The 24,528-nt window shown below is 67.8% G+C and carries 30 protein-coding genes; 7 read left to right on the top strand and 23 right to left on the bottom strand.

Translation table 11 applies throughout. From position 1 onward, the window contains the following. Positions 1–2: 2 nt before the first annotated feature. The 8 genes from CUR96_RS04200 to rpsB form a co-directional block, all read right to left on the bottom strand. A complete protein-coding gene (locus CUR96_RS04200) occupies positions 3–290 on the bottom strand; it encodes a hypothetical protein (protein ID WP_102192022.1) in 288 nt (95 codons plus the stop codon). A 9-nt stretch (positions 291–299) separates the two neighbouring features. Continuing rightward, positions 300–980, bottom strand: coding sequence for a transglycosylase SLT domain-containing protein (locus CUR96_RS04195; RefSeq protein WP_245861078.1), 681 nt, complete (start codon positions 978–980; stop codon positions 300–302). A gap of 48 nt (positions 981–1,028) precedes the next feature. Beyond that, positions 1,029–1,616, bottom strand: a complete 588-nt coding sequence (locus CUR96_RS04190) for a DivIVA domain-containing protein (protein ID WP_102192021.1) — start codon at positions 1,614–1,616, stop codon at positions 1,029–1,031. Next, positions 1,616–2,656, bottom strand: coding sequence for a phosphatidate cytidylyltransferase (locus CUR96_RS04185; protein WP_102192020.1), 1,041 nt, complete (start codon positions 2,654–2,656; stop codon positions 1,616–1,618). Before CUR96_RS04185 ends, CUR96_RS04190 begins: the two co-directional genes overlap by 1 nt. Before the next feature lie 5 nt (positions 2,657–2,661). After that, positions 2,662–3,216: a ribosome recycling factor gene (gene frr, locus CUR96_RS04180; protein WP_102192019.1), complete on the bottom strand. Its 555-nt coding sequence runs from the start codon at positions 3,214–3,216 to the stop codon at positions 2,662–2,664. 68 nt (positions 3,217–3,284) lie between these two features. Continuing rightward, complete coding sequence (pyrH, locus tag CUR96_RS04175; protein ID WP_102192018.1) at positions 3,285–4,001, bottom strand: UMP kinase; 717 nt, start codon at positions 3,999–4,001, stop codon at positions 3,285–3,287. 90 nt (positions 4,002–4,091) lie between these two features. Continuing rightward, a complete protein-coding gene (gene tsf, locus CUR96_RS04170; RefSeq protein WP_102192017.1) occupies positions 4,092–4,919 on the bottom strand; it encodes a translation elongation factor Ts in 828 nt (275 codons plus the stop codon). 47 nt (positions 4,920–4,966) lie between these two features. Next, complete coding sequence (gene rpsB, locus CUR96_RS04165; RefSeq protein ID WP_102192016.1) at positions 4,967–5,869, bottom strand: 30S ribosomal protein S2; 903 nt, start codon at positions 5,867–5,869, stop codon at positions 4,967–4,969. Positions 5,870–6,166: 297 nt separating this feature from the next. Here rpsB and CUR96_RS04160 point away from each other — a divergent pair, with 297 nt between their 5' ends. Further along, the gene (locus CUR96_RS04160) at positions 6,167–6,697 is read left to right on the top strand and encodes a murein hydrolase activator EnvC family protein (protein WP_245861077.1); all 531 of its coding nucleotides are present in this window, start codon (positions 6,167–6,169) and stop codon (positions 6,695–6,697) included. Positions 6,698–6,738: 41 nt separating this feature from the next. On the opposite strand, the gene CUR96_RS04155 is transcribed toward CUR96_RS04160, so the two are convergent. The 9 genes from CUR96_RS04155 to CUR96_RS04115 form a co-directional block, all read right to left on the bottom strand. Beyond that, positions 6,739–7,641 (bottom strand): tyrosine-type recombinase/integrase, encoded by a 903-nt coding sequence (locus CUR96_RS04155; RefSeq protein WP_102192015.1) that lies wholly within the window; start codon positions 7,639–7,641, stop codon positions 6,739–6,741. A gap of 135 nt (positions 7,642–7,776) precedes the next feature. Then, a complete protein-coding gene (gene dprA, locus CUR96_RS04150) occupies positions 7,777–8,967 on the bottom strand; it encodes a DNA-processing protein DprA (RefSeq protein WP_102192014.1) in 1,191 nt (396 codons plus the stop codon). Next, positions 8,964–10,493: a YifB family Mg chelatase-like AAA ATPase gene (locus CUR96_RS04145; RefSeq protein WP_102192013.1), complete on the bottom strand. Its 1,530-nt coding sequence runs from the start codon at positions 10,491–10,493 to the stop codon at positions 8,964–8,966. Before CUR96_RS04145 ends, dprA begins: the two co-directional genes overlap by 4 nt. Continuing rightward, complete coding sequence (locus tag CUR96_RS04140; RefSeq protein WP_102192012.1) at positions 10,490–10,852, bottom strand: YraN family protein; 363 nt, start codon at positions 10,850–10,852, stop codon at positions 10,490–10,492. Before CUR96_RS04140 ends, CUR96_RS04145 begins: the two co-directional genes overlap by 4 nt. Before the next feature lie 119 nt (positions 10,853–10,971). Beyond that, complete coding sequence (locus tag CUR96_RS04135; protein WP_017830719.1) at positions 10,972–11,298, bottom strand: DUF2469 family protein; 327 nt, start codon at positions 11,296–11,298, stop codon at positions 10,972–10,974. Positions 11,299–11,358: 60 nt separating this feature from the next. After that, entirely contained in the window at positions 11,359–12,018 is a 660-nt protein-coding gene (locus tag CUR96_RS04130) for a ribonuclease HII (protein WP_102192011.1), read from the bottom strand. Further along, the gene (lepB, locus tag CUR96_RS04125; RefSeq protein ID WP_102192010.1) at positions 12,015–12,743 is read right to left on the bottom strand and encodes a signal peptidase I; all 729 of its coding nucleotides are present in this window, start codon (positions 12,741–12,743) and stop codon (positions 12,015–12,017) included. Before lepB ends, CUR96_RS04130 begins: the two co-directional genes overlap by 4 nt. A gap of 118 nt (positions 12,744–12,861) precedes the next feature. After that, the gene (gene rplS / locus CUR96_RS04120; RefSeq protein ID WP_102192009.1) at positions 12,862–13,212 is read right to left on the bottom strand and encodes a 50S ribosomal protein L19; all 351 of its coding nucleotides are present in this window, start codon (positions 13,210–13,212) and stop codon (positions 12,862–12,864) included. Between the two features lie 167 nt (positions 13,213–13,379). Continuing rightward, a complete protein-coding gene (locus CUR96_RS04115) occupies positions 13,380–13,871 on the bottom strand; it encodes an MFS transporter permease (RefSeq protein ID WP_102192008.1) in 492 nt (163 codons plus the stop codon). A gap of 109 nt (positions 13,872–13,980) precedes the next feature. Between CUR96_RS04115 and map the strand changes: the two genes are divergently transcribed. Next, positions 13,981–14,763: a type I methionyl aminopeptidase gene (gene map, locus CUR96_RS04110; RefSeq protein ID WP_102192007.1), complete on the top strand. Its 783-nt coding sequence runs from the start codon at positions 13,981–13,983 to the stop codon at positions 14,761–14,763. Positions 14,764–14,772: 9 nt separating this feature from the next. Here the strand turns inward: map and CUR96_RS04105 are convergent, their stop codons facing one another. Beyond that, positions 14,773–15,219, bottom strand: coding sequence for a pyrimidine dimer DNA glycosylase/endonuclease V (locus tag CUR96_RS04105; protein ID WP_102192006.1), 447 nt, complete (start codon positions 15,217–15,219; stop codon positions 14,773–14,775). 95 nt (positions 15,220–15,314) lie between these two features. Here CUR96_RS04105 and CUR96_RS04100 point away from each other — a divergent pair, with 95 nt between their 5' ends. Continuing rightward, entirely contained in the window at positions 15,315–15,908 is a 594-nt protein-coding gene (locus CUR96_RS04100; protein ID WP_245861076.1) for a histidine phosphatase family protein, read from the top strand. A gap of 27 nt (positions 15,909–15,935) precedes the next feature. Here CUR96_RS04100 and trmD read toward each other — a convergent pair whose 3' ends face one another. From trmD to rpsP, 4 genes are read right to left on the bottom strand one after another with little or no spacing between them, the layout of a single operon-like run. Continuing rightward, the gene (trmD, locus tag CUR96_RS04095; RefSeq protein WP_102192005.1) at positions 15,936–16,637 is read right to left on the bottom strand and encodes a tRNA (guanosine(37)-N1)-methyltransferase TrmD; all 702 of its coding nucleotides are present in this window, start codon (positions 16,635–16,637) and stop codon (positions 15,936–15,938) included. Positions 16,638–16,656: 19 nt separating this feature from the next. Beyond that, on the bottom strand, positions 16,657–17,256 hold the full coding sequence (gene rimM / locus CUR96_RS04090; protein WP_102192004.1) for a ribosome maturation factor RimM: 600 nt from the start codon (positions 17,254–17,256) through the stop codon (positions 16,657–16,659). Between the two features lies 1 nt (position 17,257). Next, positions 17,258–17,488, bottom strand: coding sequence for an RNA-binding protein (locus CUR96_RS04085; RefSeq protein WP_102192003.1), 231 nt, complete (start codon positions 17,486–17,488; stop codon positions 17,258–17,260). A 5-nt stretch (positions 17,489–17,493) separates the two neighbouring features. Next, positions 17,494–17,931 (bottom strand): 30S ribosomal protein S16, encoded by a 438-nt coding sequence (gene rpsP / locus CUR96_RS04080; RefSeq protein ID WP_102192002.1) that lies wholly within the window; start codon positions 17,929–17,931, stop codon positions 17,494–17,496. 209 nt (positions 17,932–18,140) lie between these two features. Here rpsP and CUR96_RS04075 point away from each other — a divergent pair, with 209 nt between their 5' ends. After that, on the top strand, positions 18,141–19,325 hold the full coding sequence (locus tag CUR96_RS04075; RefSeq protein ID WP_102192001.1) for a glutamate--cysteine ligase: 1,185 nt from the start codon (positions 18,141–18,143) through the stop codon (positions 19,323–19,325). Here CUR96_RS04075 and CUR96_RS04070 read toward each other — a convergent pair. Further along, positions 19,307–20,278 (bottom strand): sugar-binding transcriptional regulator, encoded by a 972-nt coding sequence (locus tag CUR96_RS04070; protein ID WP_102192000.1) that lies wholly within the window; start codon positions 20,276–20,278, stop codon positions 19,307–19,309. The genes CUR96_RS04075 and CUR96_RS04070 overlap by 19 nt on opposite strands. A gap of 103 nt (positions 20,279–20,381) precedes the next feature. On the opposite strand from CUR96_RS04070, the gene CUR96_RS04065 reads away from it, so the two are divergent. The 3 genes from CUR96_RS04065 to glpK all read left to right on the top strand — a co-directional run bounded on the left by CUR96_RS04065 (position 20,382) and on the right by glpK (position 24,491). After that, entirely contained in the window at positions 20,382–22,091 is a 1,710-nt protein-coding gene (locus CUR96_RS04065) for a glycerol-3-phosphate dehydrogenase/oxidase (RefSeq protein WP_102191999.1), read from the top strand. Positions 22,092–22,181: 90 nt separating this feature from the next. Next, a complete protein-coding gene (locus tag CUR96_RS04060) occupies positions 22,182–22,934 on the top strand; it encodes an MIP/aquaporin family protein (RefSeq protein WP_102191998.1) in 753 nt (250 codons plus the stop codon). A 42-nt stretch (positions 22,935–22,976) separates the two neighbouring features. Next, positions 22,977–24,491 (top strand): glycerol kinase GlpK, encoded by a 1,515-nt coding sequence (gene glpK, locus CUR96_RS04055; RefSeq protein ID WP_102191997.1) that lies wholly within the window; start codon positions 22,977–22,979, stop codon positions 24,489–24,491. Positions 24,492–24,528 lie beyond the last annotated feature (37 nt).

Genomic DNA, 24,528 nt, shown 5'->3' with positions numbered 1-24,528 from the left:
GCTCACGCCATCCTCCAGCAGTGTGTGTGCCAGTGTCGCCTGGCAGCGAGATCGGCGGCATCCCCGAGGACGCCATCGGCGCGCCAGGTGACGAGATGCGCGGTCCCGGCGACGATGCCCTGTCCGCAGCCGGGGCAGACGTACTCCTTCTGCGCCTGGACCGCAGAGATCGGCTGGACCGTCCACTCGGTGCCACGACGCACTTCCGTGCGCTTCCAGCCGGCCAACAGGCGGTCGAAGGAATCCTCGGTCTCAGGGCGCGCTGAACGCGGTCGACGGGAGCGGGGCATGTCGCCGGCTCACCACCAGTGGTTGCGGGTCCAGAAGTCGTACGCGCCGGCCCAGCTGCCGTAACGACCTGTGGCGTACCCGTTCGCCCACCGCAGGTTGTCGACCGGGTCGAAACAGTTGCCGGGAACCTTGCTGCAGGGCAGCGCCTGCACCAGGCCGCTGGCACCGGAGGAGGTGTTCACCGCGTTCGGGTTCCAGCCGCTCTCCTTGGACACGATGTAGTCGACGTAGCCCTGGTCGCTCGCAGCGATGCCCGCGGCCGTCATCCATTCCGCCGGCGCCCCGCCGCCCGTGTAGAAGAGCGGTCCGCCACCGCCGGTGGACTCGTCGGCGGCCGGTTCAGGCGTGGGAGTCGGAGTCGGCTTGGGAGTCACGTAGACCGAGAAGGAACCACGCTGGACCGGCGCGATCGTCGCGCCTTCCACCGTGACTGTGAGGTTCTGCGTGTCTTCGAGCGCAAGCGAGTACACCGTCTCGTTCTCGTCAGGAGCCGCCGGATCCGCGAGTGCGACACCGGTCGGCGCGACCATGGCGGCGGCGAAACCGACGACAGCCAGGGCAGCGAAGAAACCCGCGACACCCCGCCGCCGGGACCACCGGCGCGCTCCGCTTCGCCGAGGCATCGAGGTCGCCGAAGCGGCCGCGGACGGCGCGCGGTCGGGAAGGATCATGTCGTTGCGTGAGTTCACGATGAGAATCAGTCTACGCAAATGAGGCTGAGACGGCCATGAGAACGCTCAGCGAACGGCCAGAATGACGTCGATCGACGCGTCGAGGAGGGCGTCGACCTGCTCTTCCCGGTAGCCGCCGCGCTGCATCCGGAAAGCAGCGGAACGCAGTTGCTCAGCCGAGAGCGTCTCGCCGTCACGCAGGTAGCGCACGATCCGGGTGGCGACATGGTCCACCTCATCGATCCGGTAGCCGAAGGTGAGTCGTCCCGTGCGGGCGAAGCGCTGACGCTCCGGTCGGGCCAGGTGATCGAGGATGACCTGCGCATCCTCACGCGCCCGCTCGACCCACGCGCCGGCGCCCTGACTGCGCACCACGCGCTGGCGCGCGCGTGCGGCGAAGGCATCCTCCACACGTGCGAGAGCGGCGTCCACCTCCGCGACGACGTAGCCGCCCTTCACCAGTGGGAACGAGGCGATCCGGACCTCAGGTGCACCGAGATCGTCGCTGTCGTCCTCGAAGGCGGCGCGTGCGGCGGCGAGGAAGCGGTCCACGGCGACCCGATGATATCCGAGCGTGCGCCCATGCGTCAGCGAGAAGGCCGGTGGAGACTGCTCGTCCGCATCTTCCAGATCCAGTACGGAGTCGGAGTTCATCACAGCACCACCCAGGGAGAGAGAAGGAAGTAGAGGCACAGCGCGGGGATCGTCGACGGCAGAATGCTGTCCAGCCTGTCCAGGAGCCCGCCGTGCCCGGGGAGCCAGGAACTCATGTCCTTGATCCCGAGGTCGCGCTTCAGCATGGACTCGCCCAGGTCGCCGAGCGTCGCAGACAGCAGAATCGCGACGCCGAACACGACTCCGGCCCACCACGGCAGATCGAGGAGGAACAAGGCGAGCAGCACACCGGCAGTGACCGACGCCAGCGCGGCGCCGGCGAATCCTTCCCAGGTCTTCTTCGGGCTGATCCGCGGTGCCATGGGGTGACGCCCGAACGCGACGCCGGCCGCATACGCGCCGGTGTCGGCCGCGACCGCGATCGCGATGAAACTGAGCACCCACCACTGACCGCCCTCCTGCTCGAGCAGGATGAGGGCCATGCCGGCGAGGAACGGAACATAGATCTGCACGAAGCCGCCGATGACGGCATCCGCGAGCACATCACCGTAGGTGCGGCCGTCCTTGGCGACCATCTGGGCCACCAATCGCCAGACGATCACGAAGGCGACCGACACGAAGAGCATGACCCAGCACAACCAGGGAGCCGCGAAGTAGGCGGAGAGCACCAGGAATGCCGCCGCGATCAACTGCGGGACGACATCGATCCGACGTCCGGAGGAGCGCAGAGCCCGGGAGAGCTCGTAGACGCCCAGCAGGGCGGCAGCGAGGGCGAACGGAACGAACAGCACCTTGAAGAACAGCAGCGACGCGAGCAGCACGACACCGAAGGCGAGGCCGATCAGGATCGCGACGATCAGATCACGGCCGGTGCGCTGCTTGATGCGCTCGTTGGCCTGGTCGAGATGATCGCGAGCCTGCGACACGTGCGTGCCGAACTCGTCTCGCGCTGCACGCCACTGCTCGCGGATCGCGTAGTGATCCGTCGGGTCGAGCGGCGCGCCCGGGTTGCGGGCATCCGCGGACCGCGGGCGCCTCACCGCCCCGCTGTCCGCTGCTTCGCCCGATTCGTCAGACATGCCGACTACACCTCGAGGAGTTCGGCCTCTTTGCGCTTGAGAGCGTCGTCGATGAGGTCGACGTGCTGGCGCGTGAGAGCATCCAGTTCCTTCTCGCCGCGGGAGATCTCGTCTTCACCGAGTTCGCTCTTCAGTGCGTCCAGCTCGTCCTTGGCCTTGCGTCGGATGCCGCGCACGTGCACCTTCGCGTCCTCGGCCTTGGTCTTCACGAGCTTGACGTATTCCTTGCGGCGCTCAGCGGTGAGCTCGGGCATGGTGACACGGACGAGGTTGCCGTCATTCGTCGGGTTGGCGCCGAGGTTCGGCATGTCCCGGACGGCCTGCTCGATGGCCTTCAGCGCCGACTTGTCGTATGGCGTGATGATGAGGGTACGGGCTTCCTGGTTCGCCAGAGACGCGAGCTGGGCCAGCGGAGTCGGGGTTCCGTAGTAGTCGACCAGCACCTTCTGGAAGAGCTGCGGGTTCGCGCGGCCGGTGCGAACCGTGGTGAAGTCCTCCTTGGCAGCCTCGACTGCGCGTGACATGCGGGAGGTGGTTTCAGCGAGGACATCCGCGATCACGGTGGCTCCTATCGTCGGGGTGTTCTGGAAATTCTATCGGGCGAAGTCTCCTCCACCCGCTCACATGCTCAGGCGGTGACCAGCGTGCCGATGGGCTCGCCGAGGAGCGCACGGGTGACGTTGCCGGCGGGTTCCATGCCGAACACCCGCATGTCCATGTTGTTGTCCATGCAGAGGCTGAACGCGGTCGAGTCGACGACCTTGAGACCGCGCTGCAGGGCGTCCCGATATGTGACGCGCTCGATGCGCTCGGCGTCGGCGTGCTTGTTCGGGTCGGCGGTGTAGATCGCGTCGACGCCGTTCTTGGCGACCAGCACCTCCTGCGCACCGATCTCGAGGGCACGCTGGGCTGCGACGGTGTCGGTGGAGAAGTACGGGAGTCCGGCGCCGGCGCCGAAGATGACGACGCGGCCCTTCTCCATGTGCCGCTCCGCGCGCAGCGGGATGTACGGCTCGGCGACCTGAGTCATGGCGATCGCGGACTGCACGCGGGTCGCCGCGCCCGCCTGCTCGAGGAAGTCCTGCAGCGCGAGCGCGTTCATCACCGTGCCGAGCATGCCCATGTAGTCCGCGCGACCGCGATCCATGCCGCGCTGGCTCAGCTCCGCGCCGCGGAAGAAGTTGCCTCCGCCGACGACGATCGCGATCTCGACGCGGTCGACGGCCGCGGCGATGTCACGGGCGATCTGGCTGACCACATCGGGGTTGACCCCCAGCTGACCTGCTCCGAAGGCCTCCCCGGAGAGCTTGAGAAGGACGCGGCGGCGTCCGGTGCGTTCGGTCATGGATGTTGTCCTCTCGTCACATTCAAGATAGTGCCCTCAGGGCATGAAGAAGGGGTTCGGATCATGCTGATCCGAACCCCTTCTCTCGTGCTACGCGCCGACCTTGAAGCGCGCGAAGTCCGTCACGGTGATACCGGCGTCCTTCGCCACCTGGGCGACCGAGAGCTTGTTGTCCTTCGCGTAATCCTGTTCGAGCAGGGCGACCTGCTTGATGAACGCGGAGACACGGCCTTCGACGATCTTGGGCAGAGCCGCTTCCGGCTTGCCCTCGTTGCGGGAGATCTCGGTGACGATCTCACGCTCCTTCTCGACGTCGGCGACCGGGACGTCCTCACGGGAGAGGTACGACGGGTTCGCGAACGAGATGTGCTGGGCGATGCTGCGCGCAGTCTCCGCGTCGTCACCCGAGTAGGCGACGACGACGCCGATCTGCGGCGGCAGGTCCTTGCTCGTGCGGTGCAGGTAGACCTCGACGTTGTCGCCTTCGATCGTGCGCACGCGACGCAGTTCGACCTTCTCGCCGAGGATCGCCGCCTCTTCCGAGATCAGCTGCTCGACGGTCTGAGCACCCGCGGTCGCAGCGAGTGCGGCCTCGACCGAGTCCGCCTTGACGGCGGCCACAGCGTCGGCGACCTTGTCGGCCAGCGTGATGAAGCGGTCGTTCTTCGCGACGAAGTCGGTCTCGCAGGCGAGCTCGATCAGCGTGACGACGCCGCCCTGCTCGCGAGCGACGACGAGGCCCTCGCTCGTGGAACGGTCAGCACGCTTCGCGTTGCCCTTCGCACCCTTCAGGCGCAGGATCTCGGTGGCCTTCGCGACGTCTCCGTCAGCCTCCTCGAGCGCCTTCTTGGTGTCGACCATGCCCGTGCCGAGCTGCTCACGCAGCGCCTTGAGGTCAGCGATGTTGAAGTTGGCCATGTGTGGTGGCTCCTTGCTTCGTGATGTGTGTGCGAGTTCTGGCGGGATTACTTGGCGTCTGCGGCCACGGCGTCGGCGACCTCAGCGGTCTCCTCGGCGGGAGCCTCGGCTGCGGCCTCGGCGGGAGCCTCGACCAGTGCCTCAGCATCGGCGGGGGTCTCCTCGACCGGAGCCTCGGCGACAGCGGCCTCGTCGGCCGGGGTCTCGAGAAGCTCGCGCTCCCAGTCGGCCAGCGGCTCAGCGTCGCCGGTCTCCGGGTTGTGCTTCTGCTGCAGGCCCTCGGCCGCGGCGTCGGCGATGATGCGGGTCAGCAGCGAGACGGAGCGGATCGCGTCGTCGTTGCCGGGGATCGGGTACTGGAAGTCGTCCGGGTCCGCGTTGGTGTCGAGGATGCCGATCACCGGGATGCCGAGCTTCTTGGCCTCGTCGATGGCGAGGTGCTCACGCTTGGCGTCGACGACCCAGATCGCCGAAGGCGTCTTGGTCAGGTTGCGGATTCCGCCGAGCGACTTGTGCAGCTTGTCGAGCTCGCGCTTCTTGAGCAGGAGCTCCTTCTTGGTGAAGCCGCTGTTGGCCGGCACCTCGTAGTCGAGCTCCTCGAGCTCCTTCATGCGTGCGAGACGCTTGGAGATCGTCTGGAAGTTGGTGAGGAGGCCACCGAGCCAGCGCTGGTTCACGAAGGGCTGGCCGACACGGGTCGCCTGCTCGGCGAGGATCTCCTGAGCCTGCTTCTTCGTGCCGACGAAGAGGATCGTGCCGCCGTGTGCGACGGTCTCCTTGACGAAGTCGTAGGCGCTGTCGATGTAGCCGAGCGACTGCTGAAGGTCGATGATGTGGATGCCGCTGCGCTCGGTGAGGATGAAGCGCTTCACCTTCGGGTTCCACCGACGGGTCTGGTGTCCGAAGTGCACGCCGCTGTCGAGCAGCTGGCGGATGGTGACCACAGCCATGGTCGTCTCCTGGTTCTGGCGCGTTCAGCGCCGTTGAGGTTGTCTGCCGATCTGCTGATCGGACTTCCTGGTACCCGGCGCACACCCGCCCGCTCATGGAGTGGGACCTGTGGGAGTGGATGCCACGACCGAAGTCGCTCTGGGCACGCGTAGTCACCCCGATGATCGAGGTGCTCCTCCAGCATACAGGATGCGGCGCGCCCACACCCTCTGCACAGCGAGCGCGGAAGCGGAGCTCTCCCCCGTTCCGGTCTTCCGCGATCCGAACGAAGGCAACTCCCCCACACAATGGACCGCATGCGTGCTCGAGTCGGCCGGCAGATGGTGTTCGGCCTCGTCCTCTCTCTGGTTCTCCTGACCGTTCCCGCGGCCGGGGCAGACGCTGCGCCCCGGCAGGATGACCTCCCCAGCTGGAGTTGGCCGCTCGAGGGGCCGCGGCTGATCGTGGCGCCCTACCGGGCTCCGGCGCACGAGTACGGCGCCGGTCACCGCGGGGTGGACATCGCGGCGTCGCGTGGCGCCGCTGTCCGCTCGCCGGCCGACGGGGTCGTCGCATTCCGCGGCACGGTCGTCGATCGCCCGCTTCTCACGATCGACCACGGCGGAGGATTGGTCACGACCTTCGAGCCTCTCTTGTCGACGCTCTCCCCGGGCGACGCCGTCGCGGAGGGGGACGTGATCGGCGTGGTCGACGCCGGCGGCCATGCGCCTTCGGGCAGCCTGCACCTCGGGGTCCGGCTCGACGGCGAGTACATCAATCCGATGCTGCTGTTCGGCGAAGTCCCGCGCGCGGTGCTGCTGCCCTGCTGCGCTCCTCTCGAGGGGTAGGGCTGAGGCGATACGTGGGGCCGGTCCACGTGCTGACGCTCTCAGGCGCGCGGGTGGGCGAGGCGGTAGGTGGCCACGAGGCGCTCTGCCGACACGTGAGTGTAGATCTGGGTCGTGCCGAGGCTGGCGTGGCCGAGGATCTCCTGCACAGCGCGCAGGTCGGCGCCGCCGTCGAGCAGGTGGGTGGCCGCTGTGTGTCTCAGGGCGTGCGGGCCGATCGTCTCGGCCCCGATGATCGGTCCCAGCACCCGCGCGACCAGGGTGTACACCGTGCGCGGCCCGATACGCCCGCCGCGCCCCCCCAGGACGAGCGCCGGCGTGGAGGTGCCGCTGCGGGCGCTCAGCGCCGGACGACCGCGGCTGAGATAGGCCCCGACCGCGTCACGCGCGGGTGCCCCGAACGGCACCACCCGTTCCTTCGCCCCTTTGCCGAGCACCCGTGCGGTGCCACGGTCGAGGTCGAGGTCATCGATGTCGAGGCCGCACAGCTCGGAGACGCGGATGCCGGATCCGTAGAGCAGTTCGAGGATCGCGTGATCCCGTAACGCGATCGGCTCTCCCCCACTGGCCGCCTGTCTGTGGCCGTCGAGCAGACCGGTCATCGCATCCTGCGAGGCGATCACCGGGAGCGTGCGACCGCGTTTCGGCGCGATCAGGCGCAGACTCGGGTCATGCATGACGAGTTCCTCGTCCTTCGCCCAGGCGAAGAACGAGCGCGCGGCGGCCGCGCGCCGAGCCAGGGTCGAGCGGGCATCGCCGCGCTGCGTCGCCTTCCACAGCCATTCGCGGAGCATCTCGAGGTCGACGTCGCCGAGTACGCTCTCTCCGGCCGAGGCCGTCAGATCGCGAAGGTCGGACCGATACGCGCGAACCGTCGCCGGCGACAACCGACGCACCTGAGTCAGGTGGTCGGCGAACGCATCGATCGCGGCGGATAACTCCATCCGTCCAGGATGCCGAAGACCTGCCCCATCCGTCGCGTGCCCCGCCGCAACGGCCGGTCACCGAGCCGCCTCCCACGCCACAGCCCCGGGTGCCGCACACCTCGTCGCGAGGACGTGGCAGGTCGGGCGACCTCGTCAGGTCCGCTCGCGCGCGGTCGCTGCGCGCCACCCTCTCTCGTCCCGGACGACGGCGCCCTCGAGCGCGAGCAGACCGAGCAGTGCGACCACGCGCGTCGGCGTCAGCCCCGACCGGGCGGCGAGGTCCTGTGGCGACCGGCCCGAGCGGGTGCTCAGCGCATCCCCGAGACGGATCTGATCGGGGTCGGCTCGAATGGGGATCATCGGCGACTCCGCATCCGCTCCCCACAGCTCGCGGATCTCGGCGGCCGACGTGACGCACCGGGCGTCGTACTCGCGCAGCAACCGATGGCAGCCCGCTGATGCCGCCGAGGTCACAGGCCCCGGAACGGCGCCCAGTGGACGACCGAGCGACGCCGCATGCCCAGCCGTGTTCAGCGATCCGCTGCGCCACCCCGCCTCCACGACGACGGTCGCCTCGCCGAGCGCAGCGATCAGCCGATTCCGCGCCAGGAAGCGCCACTTCGTCGGAGCGGCGCCGCATGGGAGCTCGCTCACGACGGCCCCTGAGTGCGCGATGCTTCCGAGGAGTTGCAGGTGGCCGCTCGGGTATGCCCGGTCGACGCCACCGGCGAGGAACGCCACGGTCGCCCCGCCGACACCGAGCGCGGCACGGTGCGCCGCTCCGTCGATCCCGTATGCGCCGCCAGACACGATGACCGCCCCGTCGGCGGCCAGATCCCCCGCCAGTTCCGCGGCGAGATGATCTCCGTACCCGGTCGACGCGCGGGCGCCGACGATCGAGACTCTGGGCTGGGCGGTCAGAAGGCTCGAGTCGCCTCTGACCCAGAGCACCGACGGCGTGTGGTCTCGGAGCTCATCCAGTGCCGTGGGCCACTCCGCATCACCGGGCACCAGCACAGCCGCGCCGACGTGCGCGGCCCCGCGGAGCGCCTCGCCCACCGCTCGCGTGTCCGCCCGCGGACGCCAACGTGCACGCGCCTCTGTGAGCGCACGGTTCTCACGCTCGGTCGGCACGGCCGGTCCGGTGCCAGGCGAGTCGTCGAGCGCGAAGCGGAGCGCTGCCGCCGCACCGAGCTCCGCGATGAGCGCTCCAGCCACCCCGTCACCGGGCTCGGCCAGAATCGACCACGCCACGCGAGCGATCTCCTCCGCGCCATCTCCGTCGGGCCGCAGCGCGCGCAGAGCCGCCATCGTCTCGGCGTCGCCGAGCAGGTCGTCGATCATGGTGTCAGTCCTCTCTTCAGGAACAGAGCGCGTCCGATCTCATCGCGTCCTGGGCGGTCGATCCCTCCGAGATCGGCCATCGTCCAGGCAAGTCGCAGGACGCGGTCATATCCGCGCAGGGTCAGCGCTCCGCGTTCGAGTGCGCGATCCAACGGAGCCCGCGCGTCGCGGTCCAGGCGCAAATCCCCCTGCCGGAGCCAGGTGCCCGGGACCTCGGCGTTGCGCCGCCACGGTGTTCCCGCCCAGCGCGATGCGGCCAGAGCGCGGGCGGTGAGCACCTGTGCCCGCGCGTCGGCGCTGCTGACCTCCGCCCTGACGCCCGAAGTCGCACGGGAGGCCGCGACCCGGGCCACCTGCAGCTCGATGTCGACCCGATCCCGAAGTGGACCGGAGAGCCGCGAGGCATACCGTCTGATCGCCATCGGCGGGCAGATGCACTCCGCACCTCTGATCCCGTAGTTGCCGCACGGACAGGGATTCATCGCGAGGATCAGCTGGAACCGCGCGGGAAACGACGCCGTGAAACCTGCTCTGCTCACCTCGATCGTGCCGGATTCGAGGGGCTGGCGGAGAGCGTCGAGCGCGACACGGGAGAACTCGGCAGCCTCATCCAGGAAGAGAATGCCGCGGTGCGCCCGCACGATCGCGCCGGGGCGGACCACTCTGGATCCACCGCCGACCAGCGCAGCGACAGAGGCGCTGTGGTGCGGTGCCTCCAGCGGCGCGAGCAGGTCGAGCGCGGTGACCACTTCGCCCGTGAGGGAGCGGATGGAGGCGACCTCCAGCCCCTCCTCCTCGGTGAGCTGCGGGAGGATGCCCGGGAGACGCCGTGCCAGCATCGTCTTGCCCGCGCCGGGTGGTCCGCTCAGGAGCATGTGGTGTCCGCCCGCAGCCGCGACGATCAGTGCGTCGACGGCATCCTCCTGACCGACGACGTCGGCGAGATCGAGCATCTCGTCCTCGGCGACCGGACGAGACGCAGTACCGACCGGCTCGACCTCGGGCACCTCGACATCGGCGCCGTGCCACACCGCAACCTGGGCGAGCGAGGCCGCGGCACGGACGTCGATGTCGGGCACCAACCGCGCCTCGGCTTCGTTCGCGTGCGGCACGATCACCCGGTCGAACCCCGCGCGGGCGGCCGCGAACACCGCGGGCAGCACGCCCGGGACCGGCCGGATACGACCGTCCAAACCCAGTTCTCCGATGTGCACGGTCCGGCCTATGGAACGCCGGTCCACCGATCCACCGGCTGCGAGCGTCGACAGGGCGATCCCCAGATCGAAACCCGAACCGTGCTTGGGCAGACTCGCCGGGGACAGGTTCACGGTCAGGCGGCGGCGTGGCAGATCGAGGCCGGCGTTCTTGCAGGCGTTGTGCACCCTCTGCACGGCTTCGCCGAGCGACTTGTCCGGCAGCCCGATGATCTTGAATTCCGGCGTCTGATTGGAGAGATCGGCCTCCACTTCGACGAGGTGGCCGTCGACACCGGTCAGTGCGACCGCCCAGGTGCGCGCCGTCTTCACGACAGGTCCACGAGATGCTCGAGTTGACCGTACGACGGGTCGGCGCCGATGATGCCGATCGCTTCCAGCCGCACTGCACGGGCCCGTGCGAGATCGGGATGCGCCGCCACCCACGCGTACGCCAGTTGCCACAGTCGTCGCCGCTTGCGCTCATCGATCGCCTCGAACGGATGCCCGAATGAGGCTGAACGCCGGGTCTTCACTTCAACCACGGCGAGGTGGATGCCGCACTCCGCCACGATGTCGAGCTCACCCTGCGCGCACCGCCAATTGCGGTCCAGCACGGTGTACCCGAGTCCGGTCAGGTGCCGTGCGGCCCGTTCTTCACCGGCTCTGCCGAGTTCATCCTTCGCTGCCATGTCGACAGCATCGCCTGCGGAGCCGACTCAGCAGCCCCGTATCACGGCTGGCTCACGGTGATTGGGGAAAGGCCGCGAACAAGGACTCCCGTGCAGAACGAGTGTGAGCGTTCCGCGTGTCACTCTCCGTCGAGGGAGAGTTCCTGCGGCAGCTCGAACTCGCGGCGCTGGAGCTCCTCGACGTTGACGTCCTTGAACGTGAGCACCCGGACCGCCTTGACGAACCGGTCGGCACGGTAGATGTCCCACACCCAGACGTCGGTCATGGAGATCTCGAAGTAGAAGTCGTGCTCGGTGTCGCGACGAACGACATTCACCTCGTTGGCCAGGTAGAACCGGCGCTCGGTCTCGACGACGTACTGGAACTGCGATACGACGTCCCGGTACTCCCGGAACAGCGCCAGCTCGAGCTCGCGGTCGTAGTCGTCGAAGGCTTCCTCATCCATGATGACTCCATCCTACGAGGCTGGCCGCTCCGCCGTCGCCTCGAGACCCCGACCCGCGCATCAGAACAGCGTGGGGGCGTCGGTGATCGCCCACGAAGCGCGGTGATACCGCGACAGCCCGAGCGAACGGATCGCGTCTCGGTGCTCCGCACTCGCGTAGCCCTTGTTCCGATCCCACTGGTACATCGGGTACGTCTCGTGCAGGTCCGTCATGTAGGCGTCCCTGGCGACCTTCGCGATCACCGAGGCCGCAGACACCGATGCGCAGTCCCGGTCGGCCTTGATCACCGGGCGCACCTTGAGGGGTTCCGGGTGCACAGCGGACAGGTAGTCGTGGTTGCCGTCGAGGAGGATCAGCGCGTTGTGCAACGCGGCTCCCTGGTCGACGACGTTCTGCACCGCCCGAGATGCGGCGAGTCCCAGCGCGCGCATGATGCCGACCTCGTCGACCTCCGCTGCGCTCGCCCAGCCCACGCTCGACGCCTGAACCCACGCCGCTGCGCGCAGCGCCACATCCGGCCTGCGCTTCTCGGTCACGAGCTTCGAGTCCCGGAGACCTTCAGGCACCCGACGACGCGCCCCCGCAGCATCCATCACGGCGGCACCGACCGCAACCGGTCCCGCCAGCGCACCGCGGCCGACCTCATCCAGCGAGATGATCAGTTCGCATTCCGAGAGCAGCGAGCGCTCCAGCGTGAGTTTCGGCGCGCCGACGGTCATTCCGAGTCCGGTACGCCGTTGAAACTGTCGTGATGAGCGTCGATCGTGCCCAGGCGATCCAGCGGCCAGGTCGTGAAGAACGCCTTGCCCACGACGTTCGGCAAGGGGACGAATCCTCCGCTGGGCAGCTCCTGGTGCGCTCGGGAGTCACGCGATCGATCGCGGTTGTCGCCGAGCAGCCAGAGCGAGTCATCGGGCACGGTGACGTCGAAAGCCTCATTCGAGGCCGCCGTGTCCCCCTGGGGCAGATTCAGGTAGTCGAGTTCGTCGATCGGCGCGCCGTTGACGGTGACCTGGCCGAGCGCGTTGCAGCAGACGACGTGGTCGCCGGGCAGCCCGATCACGCGTTTGACGAGGTGGTCCTGCGCGTCGGAGGTGGAGAGCCCGACGAAGGTCAGCACCCAGTCGACGGCTTCGACGAGCGGCGGACGGGCCGGCGTCTGGGGCTGTGCGGCCAGCCAGCCGCCCGGGTCTTTGAACACGACGACATCGCCGCGCTGATAGTCCGCCCAGCGCGGGGTGAGCTCGTCGACGAGAATCCGGTCGTTGATCATGAGCGTGCGCTCCATCGACGCGGAGGGGATGTAGAACGAGCGGACCACGAAAGTCTTGACGACGAACGAGACGAGCGCCGCGATGACGATGATGACCACGACGTCACGCAGGAAGACGAGAAACCCTCGACGCCGTCTGGTTGCGGTCGCGCGGGCGGAGTCAGTCGTCATCAGGATCCTTCACCGGTGGAGCACCGCTCGAAGACGGCACATACAAGGGTCGCATACGTCGGGGACAACAAAGCACCCCGGGACGTCGTGTCCCGGGGTGCTTCGAAGAGTCTGCGCGTCAGTGGTTGTCGCGCTTCTCCTTGATCTTCGCCTTCTTGCCGCGGAGGTTGCGGAGGTAGTACAGCTTCGCGCGACGCACGTCACCGCGGGTGACGACCTCGATGTGGTCGATCACCGGGCTGTGCACCGGGAAGGTGCGCTCGACGCCCACCTGGAAGCTGATCTTGCGGACCGTGAAGGTCTCGCGCACGCCGTCGCCCTGGCGGCCGATGACGACGCCCTGGAAGACCTGGATACGGGAGCGGTTGCCCTCGGTGATGTTCACGTGCACCTTGACGTTGTCACCGGGGTGGAACTCAGGGATGTCGGAACGAAGGGAAGCCGCGTCTACGGCGTCGAGGATCTGCATGATCGTCTCTCTCTGCACTCGCCACAGGTCGGATGCATGATGCTGGAAGGAATGAGAATGGTGTGTGCCGCACGGCGCAGATGCGTCCGCGGACTCCCCTGAGGCAGAGCCGGTCACGGCACAAGGACCTATTCTGCCATGGATGCCGCACTCGGCCAAACCATCGGTCAGCGGTCGGCTGCGGGCTTCTCCTGGATGATGAAGACCGCGCTGTCTGCGGCATGCTGCGGTGGAGCCTCGGCAGGGGCGTCGACGGTCGCGGTGGTGAAGTAGCGGATGCCGGTGCCACTCCCCTTCGCCTCGCTCCACAGCTGCCACAGCATCAGCCAGAACATGGCGAGCCCGACCGCGATGGCTCCTGTCACGAGGAGGCCGAACCATGCCTGCGGGAAGAAGCCGACGGCGATGGTCAGGCCGTGCCACACCGTGAAGCCTGCGACGTCCCACCACGAAACCGCTCGCTCGGCTCGCACCGAAGGCCTGGATCGCACCAGCAGCGTCAGCAGGAGCTGCCCGACGAACACGGAGGGCATGGCGATGAGCAGCAGCAGGAACGCCCAGCCACCCGCGCCGGTCACTCCCCATCCGATCAGCAGCCACAGCGGCAGCAGGAACGCCGCCGGAAGGAGCCAGCGGAAGAATGCCTGTCGCAACCACATACCGCGATGCTACGCCGCCGAAACGGCCTGGGAACCGGATTTCGCTGAGAGCTTCCGGTCAACGAGCACGAGCTGATCGGCGAGAATGGAGAGGACGAGAGGAAACCCGATGATCGAACTGCGCACCCCTGCCGAGATCGACGAGATGCGCGCCGCCGGGCGCTTCGTCGCCGAGACGCTGGCGACGCTGCGCGACGAGACGAAGGTGGGCACGAACCTCCTCTCGATCGACCGACGCGCGCATGACATGATCCGCAAGGCAGGAGCGGAGTCCTGCTACATCGACTACCACCCGTCATTCGGCGCGAGTCCCTTCGGCAAGGTCATCTGCACCTCGGTCAACGATGCGGTGCTGCACGGCCTCCCCCACGATTACACGATTCGCGACGGCGACCTCGTCTCCCTCGACTTCGCGGTGTCGGTCGACGGCTGGGTCGCGGACTCGGCGGTGTCGTTCGTCGTCGGCACGCCCCGCGACGAGGACCTGCGGCTCATCGAGACCACGGAACGCGCACTGGATGCGGCCATCGCGGCCGCCGTCATCGGCAACCGGATCGGCGACATCTCGGCCTCCATCGCCGCTGTCGCCCACGGCGAGGGCTACTCGATCAACACCGACTTCGGCGGGCACGGCGTCGGCCGCATCATGCACGGCGACCCCCACATTCCCAATGACGGCCGTCCCGGCCGGGGCTTCCCGCTGCGTGCGGGTCTGGTGTTCGCGCTGGAGCCGTGGCTCCTCGCGACCACCGACGAGCTCGTCACCGACCCGGACGGCTGGACGCTGCGCAGCGTGGACGGCTCCCGCGGGTCGCATTCCGAGCACACCGTCGCCGTCACCGAAGACGGACCGATCATCCTCACCGACCGATCGTTCCTCGGCGTCGACTGACCAGCGCGCTCAGCCGACTGCCCGAGCGCGCTCCCAGCTCGCGATCGGTCCGTCCACGACGCGGAAGAGCGGATGCGGCTTCGGGAGCGTCACGTGCGGCCACCGCGCGAGACGCTCGGGATCGCGGACGAGCAGTTTGGCGCTCAAGTGCGCCCATTCCAGCGAGATCTGCCCCGTGGTGACGGTCAGCGAGCCGACGCCCTCGGCCTCCCCGTGGTCGATCCTCGTCCTGTCGAATCGGTAGCCTCTGGCGTCCGCTTCGGCGGCGATGCCGTTCAGATAAGCGCCGACCGCGCTCAGCGGTTCCGGAGCGTCCCGGAACCGCTCCAGCTGAGGATGGCTGGTGTAGCCGCGCGTACGACCTGCGAGCACCGCCTGCGCGAGGAGGGTCTCGCGCCAGCACGCGACGAGTCCCTGCCGGTCGAGGTACTCGGGGTGCAGCGACCAGATCCTCATGCGCGCCGGTACTCATCGACCATGTGATCGACGCTACCAGCGGCGTGTGTGGGCGACACGCGAGGACGGGCGCGCGGCTATGCCATCCTGGGTGCATGATCCCGCAAGACCGTCATGTGCCGGAGCGCGTGTACCTCGCCCGCCACGGTCAGACGGTCTGGAATCGGGAGCACCGTCTCCAAGGGCAACTCGATTCTCCTCTCACGGCCGATGGCATCGCACAGGCCAGAGCGCTGGTGGATCGGTTGTCCGGATTGGACATCCGCACCGTCTGCTCCAGCCCGCTCGGACCGGCACTGCGCACCGCCGTCATCGTCGCAGAAGGGATCGGCGCCGACCTCATCGAGGTCCCGGAGCTCGCCGAGGTCCACCATGGCGAGATGGCCGGAATGACCTGGGACGAGATCGACACGGCGTTCCCTGGCGCCCGGGAGGACCGTGCGGCCAACCGCTACGGCTGGGCGTTTCCCGGCGGTGAAAGCTATGCGCAGGCGCGCGGTCGCGCGCGAGCGGCGCTGAGCGCGTGCGGGTGGGCGTCGGACAGTCCGCCACTGCTCGTGTCGCACGAGATGATCGGGCGGATGCTGCGCGCGGAGCTGCGGGGCCTCGATCCTGCGCATGCTCTGGCGTTGCGGCATCCCCCGGGGGTCGTCATCGAGATCGACCGCCGCACGGAGCGAATGCTCTGAGCGTCGATCAGGCGAAGGCGACGGCGCTCAGGCCCGTGGCGGTCCGTCGGCGAGGAGATCGGGCCGGCGCCGTCGCGTCCGCTCGATCTGCTGCTCCCGCCGCCAGGCGGCGATGGCTCCGTGATTGCCGCTGAGCAGGACATCGGGGACGGCACGATCACGCCAGACGGACGGCTTCGTGTAGGACGGGTACTCGAGCAGACCGTCCTCGTGGGATTCCTCGACGAGGCTCTCCGGGTTGCCGACGACTCCGGGGATGAGCCGGCCGATCGCCTCGATCATCGCCATGGTCGCGACCTCTCCCCCGTTGAGGACGTAGTCGCCGAGACTGACGAGACGGACCTCGCCGAGCGAGCCGGCGAACTCGAACACCCGCTCGTCGATGCCCTCGTACCGACCGCAGCCGAACACGAGGTGCTCCCGTGTGGCCAGATCGCGCGCGGTCTTCTGCGTGAAGACCTCACCCGCCGGCGAGGGGAAGATGATCGTCGGCGCCTCGGTCTCGCGAGCGACCTCGTCGAGCGCGAGCCCCCACGGCTCCGGCTTCATCACCATGCCGGCGCCGCCGCCGTACGGGGTGTCGTCGACGGTGCGGTGCCGGTCGCTGGTCCAGTCGCGCAGATCCCGCACGTGCAGGTCGAAGATGCCGGCATCCCGCGCCTTACCGAGAAGCGAAAGCGTCAGTCCGTCGAAGTACGACGGGAAGATGGAGAGAACGTCTATGCGCACGGAGGCACCGTATCAGCGGTCACTCGACGGATTCGGAGTCCGCGGCGTCGGGCTGGTCGTCGTCCGCAGAATCGGCCAGTTCTTCGAAGAGTCCGGGAGGAGGCGTGACGATCACGCGGCCGGCGGCGACGTCGACCGTCGGCACGATGGCCGCGACGAACGGAACCATGATCTCCCGCTCGCCGGACCGCACGATGAGGAGGTCCTGAGCGGGGAAGTGCTCGACGCGCGCCACGCGTCCGACCACGGTCTCGTCACGAACCACGTCCAGGCCGACCAGCTGGTGGTCGAACCAGGCGTTGTCCTCGACCTCGTCGTTGTCCTGATCGATCCAGAGGATGGCGCGGACGAGGCTCTCCGCGCTGCTGCGGTCGTCGACGTCGTCGAAGAACACGACAGGACTGCCGTTCATCACCCGGTACTCGCGTACCGTGATGGTCTTGCCATGCCACGGAGATGCCTCTGGCACCTGCAACGTGAACTCGGCCCCGACGACGAAACGTCGCTCGGGATTGTCCGTGTACAGCTCGAGCTTGAGACCGCCTTTGAGGCCGTGCGCCTTGACGAGGCGGCCGACTCGAAGCTGGTTCTTGCCCTGGTTTCGCTCGTTCGGCACCACGTCAGTCGTCCGCGACGTCGACGCGGACGCGACGCCCGTCCGCCAGAGCGGTGATGAGCGTACGCAATGCCTTTGCTGTGCGGCCGCCGCGCCCGATCACGCGTCCACGGTCATCGGGGTGCACGCGCACCTCGAGGAGGTCGCCTCGCGGCGACGTGGAAGCGTGGATCTGGACATCCTCCGGGTGATCGACGATCCCCTTGACGATGTGTTCGAGCGCGGCGGCGAGCACGACGATTACTCTGCGTCGGCTGCGGGAGCCTCAGCGGCCTCCGCGTCGGCCTTGGCAGCGGCGGGAGCCTCCTCAGCGGGAGTCTCCTTCTTCTCCGCCTTCGGCTTCACGACGGACTTCTTCTTCGCGTCGATCTCGAAGGGGGCCTTGGGCTCTGCGACCCGCAGCGTGGACTTCGCGTCAGCGTCGCCCTTGAACTTGCCCCAGTCGCCCGTGATCTTGAGGATCGCGGCGACCTGCTCGGTCGGCTGGGCGCCGACGGAGAGCCAGTACTGCGCCCGCTCGGAGTCGACCTCGATGAACGAGGGCTCCTCGGTGGGGTGGTACTTGCCGATCTCTTCGATCACGCGACCGTCGCGCTTGGTGCGCGAGTCGGCGACGACGATGCGGTAGTACGGCGCACGGATCTTGCCCATGCGCTTGAGACGAATCTTGACAGCCACGATTCTCCTGAATTGTGTGGAAGGAAAATGAACCGATCGCCTGGAGAGTGGGGTGCACACCCGGCGGAAGCTCTAATAGGTGGACGCGAACTGGATAGAGGGTCGAGCACGTCGTCCGACCTTCTATTCTGCCAGATGCGCACGCCAGGCGCGAAACGCGACGACACGGGCTTTGCGGTGCCTCGTCACGCGCGTGTCAGAATGTGCTCGTGAAGCTCGAGTTCGCCCCGTCTGCCAGGTCCACCGTCGGCCTGGAGTGGGAGATCATGCTCGCGGATCCGGCGACCGGCGACCTCGTCGGCCGGGCACCGGAACTGCTCGCGGCGCTCGAGGCGGAGAGCGCAGACGAGCGGCACACCGTGACCGGCGAACTGCTCACGAACACGATCGAGGTCACCAGCGGCGTGGGCCGATCCGTCGCCCACGCCGTCGACGACATCGCACAGGCGATCGCGGCCGTCCGCGCCGCGACGGAGCCTGCCGGAATCGAGCTGCTGTCAGCCGGCAGCCACCCCTTCGCCCAGTGGTACGACCAGCGGGTCTCCGACAAGTCCCGTTATCACACCCTCATCGAACGCACGCAGTGGTGGGGGCGCAACATGATGATCTGGGGCATCCACGTGCACATCGGCGTCGAGTCGCAGGCCAAGGTGCTTCCGATCATCAACGCCCTCACCGCGTACCTTCCGCACCTCCAGGCGCTGGCCGCATCCAGTCCGTTCTGGGCCGGAGAGCGCACCGGGTACGCCTCCAACCGGGCTCTCGTGTTCCAGCAGCTGCCGACCGCCGGCCTGCCCTGGTCGATGCGCGACTGGTCGCAGTTCGAGTCGTATCTCGACGACATGGTGCGCACCGGCGTCATGGCCGACGCCTCCGAGGTGCGCTGGGACATCCGCCCGGCTCCCCGCTGGGGGACGATCGAGGTGCGCGCCTGCGACGGGATGTCCACGCTCCCCGAACTCGCTTCCGTGGCCGCGCTGGTGCAGGTGCTGGTCGAGCACTTCTCACGCCAGCTCGATCAAGGTCTCCTGCTCCCCGAGCTCGCGCCGTGGTTCCACCGCGAGAACAAGTGGCGGGCGGCGAGATACGGCCTGGAGGCTCGAGTGATCGTGGACGCTGCCGGCAACCAGCTGCCGGTGCGTGAGCACCTCGCCCTGACTCTCTCCGAACTCGCGCCGATCGCGCGCGACCTCGAATGCAGCCGCGAGTTCGGCGGCATCGCTTCGATCCTCGACAGCGGTGCGAGCTACGCCCGGCAGCTCGCAGCGGCGGATGCCGCGGACGGCGACCTCGGTGCCGTCGTGCAGCATCTCATCCGCGAGTTCCGCTCCGGCCCGGAGTCATCCGTCGCCGAGGAGCCGCCTCTGATCCGGACTCAGCCCTCCAGCAGCTGACGGGCCAGGCCTTCATCGAGTACGACGTCGGTGACGAGTTCCGCGGCGATCGCCGCACGAAGGCTGACCAGCTTGGGCACCCCCGAGACGACGCACACCCGGCGAGGCACGCGGCGGAGGCGATCGAGCCCTGGCCCGGTGGCACGGGCGTTGACTCGGATGTCCTTCCACGTGCCGTCCGCGCGGAAGAACACCGTCGCCACATCGCCGATCGCCCGATCCTCTCGAAGGGAGCGGTAGTCCTCGCGTCCGAGGTAACCGCCGACGTAGACGCGGCTCGGCACCTCTGCCGAGGGCGAGCCAAGACTGAACACCGCGATGTCCATCTTGGATTGGAGATCCAGCACCCGCAGCGTGCTGCGCTCGCGCCACATCGCTTCGCGCGTCGAGGGATCGTCGAAGAAGGCCGGCACCGGGAACTGCTGAACCTGCGCACCGAAGGCGCTTCCGAAACGCTGCAGGATGTCGCTCGAGTACTCCACGCCGCTGGTCTGCGTGTTCCCGGCGCCGTTGAGCTGCACGAATGTCGTGTTGTGCGTCTCCTTCTGCGTGAGCCCGCGACTGACAGCGCTGATGGTCGACCCCCACGCGATCCCGATGATCATGTTGGAGTCGACGAACTGCGAGAGCAGCCGTCCGGCTGTGAGTGCGACGCGCTCCAGCCGCTCCATCTCGCTCACGATCTCCGGCATCGGGACGACGTGCGCCGCGACGCGGTAACGGTCGCGGATGCGCTGCTCGAGCATGCCGAGCCTCTCCAGCGGCGAGTTGATGCGGATGTCCACGAGGCCGCTCTCCCGGGCGAAACTCAGCAGGCGCGACACCGATGAGCGGGAGGTTCGCAGCTCCCGTGCGATCACCTCCATGGTCTTGTCCTGCATGTAGTAGAGCTGCGCGGCGGTGAGCGCGGCGATCAGCTTCGCCTCCTGCGGTTGCGCGTCCGGATGCGCCATGAAGACCTCCTCACCGTCGATCCTTGCACATATGTGCACTGGGGTTGCGCGCCGTGGTCGTGCGGGTCGATGCTGGTCGCAAGCAAGGAAGAAGGGGTCGAGGATGATCGATTCGACACACTCATCAGCGGAACGCGCCGAAGTCCGCGCGGTCCGCGAATCGGGACGCACGTCCGTCCTGGTGATCGGCGCAGGCATCAACGGAATCTCCACTTTCCGCGATCTGGCCCTTCAGGGCGTCGATGTCGTCCTGGTCGAACGTGGCGACTTCGCGTCGGGTGCTTCCTCGGCATCGAGCCACATGATCCACGGCGGCATCCGCTACCTGGAGAACGGCGAGTTCCGCCTGGTGCGCGAATCCGTCCAGGAGCGCAACGGCCTCCTGAAGATCGCTCCGCATTATGTGAAGCCCCTCGAGACGACGATCCCGATCTACTCGACCTTCTCCGGCATCCTCTCGGCTCCGCTGCGGTTCCTCACTCACAAGAGCGGAAAGCCGCAGGAGCGCGGGGCGTTCCTCATCAAGGTCGGGCTGATGATCTACGACACGTTCTCGCGTGACGGCGGCATGGTTCCCCGCCATCGCTTCCTCGGCCGGAAGCGCTCACTGGCCGAGCTGCCTTCGCTCGACCCGCAGATCAAGTACACCGCCACCTACTACGACGCCTCGATGCACGACCCGGAGCGTCTCGCGCTCGACGTCCTGCAGGACGGGCGTGCAGCGCACGCCGGCGCACATGCGCTCAACTACGTCGAGGCGATCGGCCGCGACGGAGACAAGGTCGTGCTGCGTGATCGCGAGAGCGGCACCGAGTTCACCGTGGTGGCAGACGTCGTGGTGAACGCGTCCGGTCCCTGGACCGATCTCACGAACGACGCCCTCGGCGCCGACACCCGCTTCATGGGTGGCACCAAGGGATCGCACATCGTGCTCGATCACCCCGAGCTCCTCGACGCCACCCGGGGCCGGGAGATCTTCTTCGAGCACTCCGACGGACGCATCGTGCTCATCTACCCGCTCAAGGGCAAGGTTCTCGTCGGCACGACCGACATCGACGCCGATCCCCGCGAAGTCCCGGTGTGCACGGAGGAGGAGGTCGACTACTTCTTCGCCCTGATCCACCACGTCTTCCCGCAGATCGACGTGTCGCGTGATCAGATCGTGTACCGCTTCTCGGGTATCCGCCCGCTCCCCCGCCACGAGGACACCGCCCCCGGCTTCGTGTCCAGGGACTACCGCATCGAGGTCGACGACAAAGGCGCCGCTCCCCTGGTCAGCCTCGTCGGCGGCAAATGGACGACCTTCCGGGCTCTCGGCGAATCCCTCTCCGATGTGGTGCTCGGCCTGCTGGGACGCACGCGCACCGTATCCACCGCTGGTGTTCCGATCGGTGGCGGCCGTGACTTCCCGCGCACGACCAAGGCGCGGCGCATCTGGATCCAGGAGAACCTGCCCGGGGCCGGAGACCGGGCCGAGAAGCTCCTCACCCGCTACGGGACGCGCGCGGCAGATGTGTGGGCGTTCATCGAGCAGGGCGACGATGCTCCCCTCGCGGGAGGCGACCTGTCCACGCGCGAACTGGCATGGATGGTCGAGAACGAACTCGTCGCCCGGCTCGAGGACGTCATCCTCCGCCGCACCAGCATCGCCTTCACCGGGCACGCCGATATCGCCGTGCTCGACGAACTGGCCGATGCGCTCGCACAACTGCTCGGCTGGGATCGCACCCGCCACGACGCAGAGGTGGACCAGACCCGTACGCTGCTCAATGAGCGGCATGGACTCACGCTCTCTTCCCGCACCCGCGGCTGACGAGAGATCCGACCGTCGCCCTCCTTGCGACGTTCACTAACAAGTGCCATGGCAGAGGGGCCATGACACGCAAGAAAGGTCAATGAAGACATGACTGAAGTCAATCTCGGTCTCTACTTCCTCTCGGAGCTGGTGGGCACTGCAATGCTCGTCCTGCTCGGCTGCGGCGTCGTCGCCAACGTCGTGCTGGCGAAGAACAAGGGGTTCGGCGGCGGGTTCCTGATGATCAACTGGGGATGGGGCCTCGCGGTCTTCGCCGGTGTGCTCGTCTCGGCATACTCCGGCGCGATCCTCAACCCCGCTGTCGGCATCGGCCTCCTGGTCGCCGGCAAGATCTCGTTCACGATGTTCCTCGTCGCCGCCGGCGCTGAGCTGCTCGGTGCGATCCTCGGTGCGGTCGTGTGCTGGGCTGCCTACAAGCAGCACTTCGACCTCGAGGAGGACCCGGCGAACAAGCTCGGAGTCTTCTCGACCGGACCTGCCATCCGCTCGTACGGCTGGAACCTAGTCACCGAGGTCGTCGGCACGTTCGTGCTGGTCTTCGTGATCTTCGCCTTCGCCGACTACGGCGACATCGAGATCGGTACGCCCGGCGGCCTCGGCCCGCTCAGCGCACTGCCCGTCGCCCTGCTCGTCGTCGGCATCGGCGCCTCGCTCGGTGGTCCGACCGGCTACGCGATCAACCCGGCCCGTGACCTCGGCCCGCGCATCGCCCACGCCATCCTCCCGATCAAGGGCAAGGGTTCCAGCGACTGGTCCTACTCGTGGGTTCCGGTCGTCGGTCCGCTCATCGGTGGCGTGCTCGCCGCTCTCGCAGCCCCGGCGCTGCTCGGGCTCGCGTGATCCGTCCGCTGTTCATCACTCTGACTTCAAAGGAGAACAACCATGGCTGATTACATCATCGCCATCGATCAGGGAACCACGTCCAGCCGCGCGATCATCTTCGACAAGAAGGGCAGCATCGTCGAGACCGGCCAGAAGGAGCACGAGCAGATCCTGCCGCGCGCCGGCTGGGTCGAGCACGATCCCGCCGAGATCTGGCGCAACGTCCAGGAGGTCATCGGCCAGGCCCTGAGCCGGGCCGACCTCACCCGGCACGACATCGCCGCGATCGGCATCACCAATCAGCGCGAGACGGCGGTCGTGTGGGACAAGACCACCGGTGAGGCGGTCTACAACGCGATCGTCTGGCAGGACACTCGCACGCAGCCGATCGTCGACCGCCTCGCGGCCGACGGCGGCGTCGAGCGGTTCAAGCAGATCGTCGGCCTTCCGCTGGCGACCTACTTCTCCGGCACCAAGATCACCTGGATCCTGGAGAACGTGGACGGCGCACGCGAGAAGGCGGAAGCCGGGGACCTGCTGTTCGGCACGACCGACAGCTGGGTGCTGTGGAACCTGACCGGCGGCGTCGACGGCGGCGTTCACGCCACCGACGTCACCAACGCGTCTCGCACGATGTTCATGGATCTCGAGACGCTCGAGTGGCGCGACGACATCCTCGAGGCGTTCGGTGTGCCGCGCTCGATGATGCCGGAGATCCGCTCGTCGTCCGAGGTCTACGGCAGGGGCGAGGACTCCTCGCTGCTGCGCGAGACCCCGATCGCCGGCATCCTGGGCGACCAGCAGGCCGCGACGTTCGGGCAGGCGGCGTTCCAGACCGGTGAGAGCAAGAACACCTACGGCACCGGCTGCTTCCTGATCTTCAACACGGGCGAGGAGATCGTCCACTCGAAGAACGGACTGCTCACCACCGTCGGCTACAAGCTCGGCGATGCACCGACGCACTACGCGCTCGAGGGCTCGATCGCCGTCACCGGCTCGCTGATCCAGTGGCTGCGCGATCAGCTCGGCATCATCGGCTCGGCTCCCGAGGTCGAGGAACTCGCCAAGCAGGTCGAGGACAACGGCGGGGTGTACATCGTCCCGGCGTTCTCCGGTCTGTTCGCGCCGTACTGGCGCCCGGATGCTCGTGGCGCGATCGTCGGCCTCACCCGTTACGCGAACAAGAACCACATCGCGCGCGCCGCGCTGGAGGCCGTCGCCTACCAGACGCGCGACGTGCTCGACGCGGTCAACGCGGATGCCGGTGTGGACCTGACCGAGCTCAAGGTCGACGGCGGCATGGTCGCCAATGACGCGCTCATGCAGTTCCAGGCGGACATCCTCGGCGTGCCGGTCGTCCGTCCGGTCGTCGCCGAGACCACGGCGCTGGGTGCGGCTTACGCAGCCGGACTCGCCGTCGGGTTCTGGAACGGCCTGGACGACCTGTCCGCCAACTGGCAGGAGGACAAGCGCTGGGAGCCGTCGATGGACGCCGCCGAGCGCGACCGCCAGCTGCGTCTGTGGCGCAAGGCCGTCACGAAGTCGATGGACTGGGTCGACGACGACGTGAAGTGATCTCGCATCGCTGAGAGGGCGGGCTCGGAGAATACTC

The organism is Microbacterium aurantiacum (genome assembly GCF_002872075.1).
Classification (GTDB): domain Bacteria; phylum Actinomycetota; class Actinomycetes; order Actinomycetales; family Microbacteriaceae; genus Microbacterium; species Microbacterium aurantiacum_A.
The sequence above is the reverse complement of the archived record's forward strand: the minus strand, read 5'-3'. Positions and strand labels throughout refer to the sequence as shown.

Bases quoted from the DNA above. Each gene is read 5' to 3' on its own strand.
- CUR96_RS04200 (WP_102192022.1), bottom strand. From the start codon at position 290: ATGCCCCGCTCCCGTCGACCGCGTTCAGCGCGCCCTGAGACCGAGGAT.
- CUR96_RS04190 (WP_102192021.1), bottom strand. From the start codon at position 1,616: ATGAACTCCGACTCCGTACTGGATCTGGAAGATGCGGACGAGCAGTCT.
- CUR96_RS04185 (WP_102192020.1), bottom strand. From the start codon at position 2,656: ATGTCTGACGAATCGGGCGAAGCAGCGGACAGCGGGGCGGTGAGGCGC.
- pyrH (WP_102192018.1), bottom strand. From the start codon at position 4,001: ATGACCGAACGCACCGGACGCCGCCGCGTCCTTCTCAAGCTCTCCGGG.
- tsf (WP_102192017.1), bottom strand. From the start codon at position 4,919: ATGGCCAACTTCAACATCGCTGACCTCAAGGCGCTGCGTGAGCAGCTC.
- rpsB (WP_102192016.1), bottom strand. From the start codon at position 5,869: ATGGCTGTGGTCACCATCCGCCAGCTGCTCGACAGCGGCGTGCACTTC.
- CUR96_RS04160 (WP_245861077.1), top strand. From the start codon at position 6,167: ATGCGTGCTCGAGTCGGCCGGCAGATGGTGTTCGGCCTCGTCCTCTCT.
- CUR96_RS04155 (WP_102192015.1), bottom strand. From the start codon at position 7,641: ATGGAGTTATCCGCCGCGATCGATGCGTTCGCCGACCACCTGACTCAG.
- dprA (WP_102192014.1), bottom strand. From the start codon at position 8,967: ATGATCGACGACCTGCTCGGCGACGCCGAGACGATGGCGGCTCTGCGC.
- CUR96_RS04140 (WP_102192012.1), bottom strand. From the start codon at position 10,852: ATGGCAGCGAAGGATGAACTCGGCAGAGCCGGTGAAGAACGGGCCGCA.
- CUR96_RS04135 (WP_017830719.1), bottom strand. From the start codon at position 11,298: ATGGATGAGGAAGCCTTCGACGACTACGACCGCGAGCTCGAGCTGGCG.
- CUR96_RS04130 (WP_102192011.1), bottom strand. From the start codon at position 12,018: ATGACCGTCGGCGCGCCGAAACTCACGCTGGAGCGCTCGCTGCTCTCG.
- lepB (WP_102192010.1), bottom strand. From the start codon at position 12,743: ATGACGACTGACTCCGCCCGCGCGACCGCAACCAGACGGCGTCGAGGG.
- rplS (WP_102192009.1), bottom strand. From the start codon at position 13,212: ATGCAGATCCTCGACGCCGTAGACGCGGCTTCCCTTCGTTCCGACATC.
- CUR96_RS04115 (WP_102192008.1), bottom strand. From the start codon at position 13,871: ATGTGGTTGCGACAGGCATTCTTCCGCTGGCTCCTTCCGGCGGCGTTC.
- map (WP_102192007.1), top strand. From the start codon at position 13,981: ATGATCGAACTGCGCACCCCTGCCGAGATCGACGAGATGCGCGCCGCC.
- CUR96_RS04105 (WP_102192006.1), bottom strand. From the start codon at position 15,219: ATGAGGATCTGGTCGCTGCACCCCGAGTACCTCGACCGGCAGGGACTC.
- CUR96_RS04100 (WP_245861076.1), top strand. From the start codon at position 15,315: ATGATCCCGCAAGACCGTCATGTGCCGGAGCGCGTGTACCTCGCCCGC.
- CUR96_RS04070 (WP_102192000.1), bottom strand. From the start codon at position 20,278: ATGGCGCATCCGGACGCGCAACCGCAGGAGGCGAAGCTGATCGCCGCG.
- CUR96_RS04065 (WP_102191999.1), top strand. From the start codon at position 20,382: ATGATCGATTCGACACACTCATCAGCGGAACGCGCCGAAGTCCGCGCG.
- CUR96_RS04060 (WP_102191998.1), top strand. From the start codon at position 22,182: ATGACTGAAGTCAATCTCGGTCTCTACTTCCTCTCGGAGCTGGTGGGC.
- glpK (WP_102191997.1), top strand. From the start codon at position 22,977: ATGGCTGATTACATCATCGCCATCGATCAGGGAACCACGTCCAGCCGC.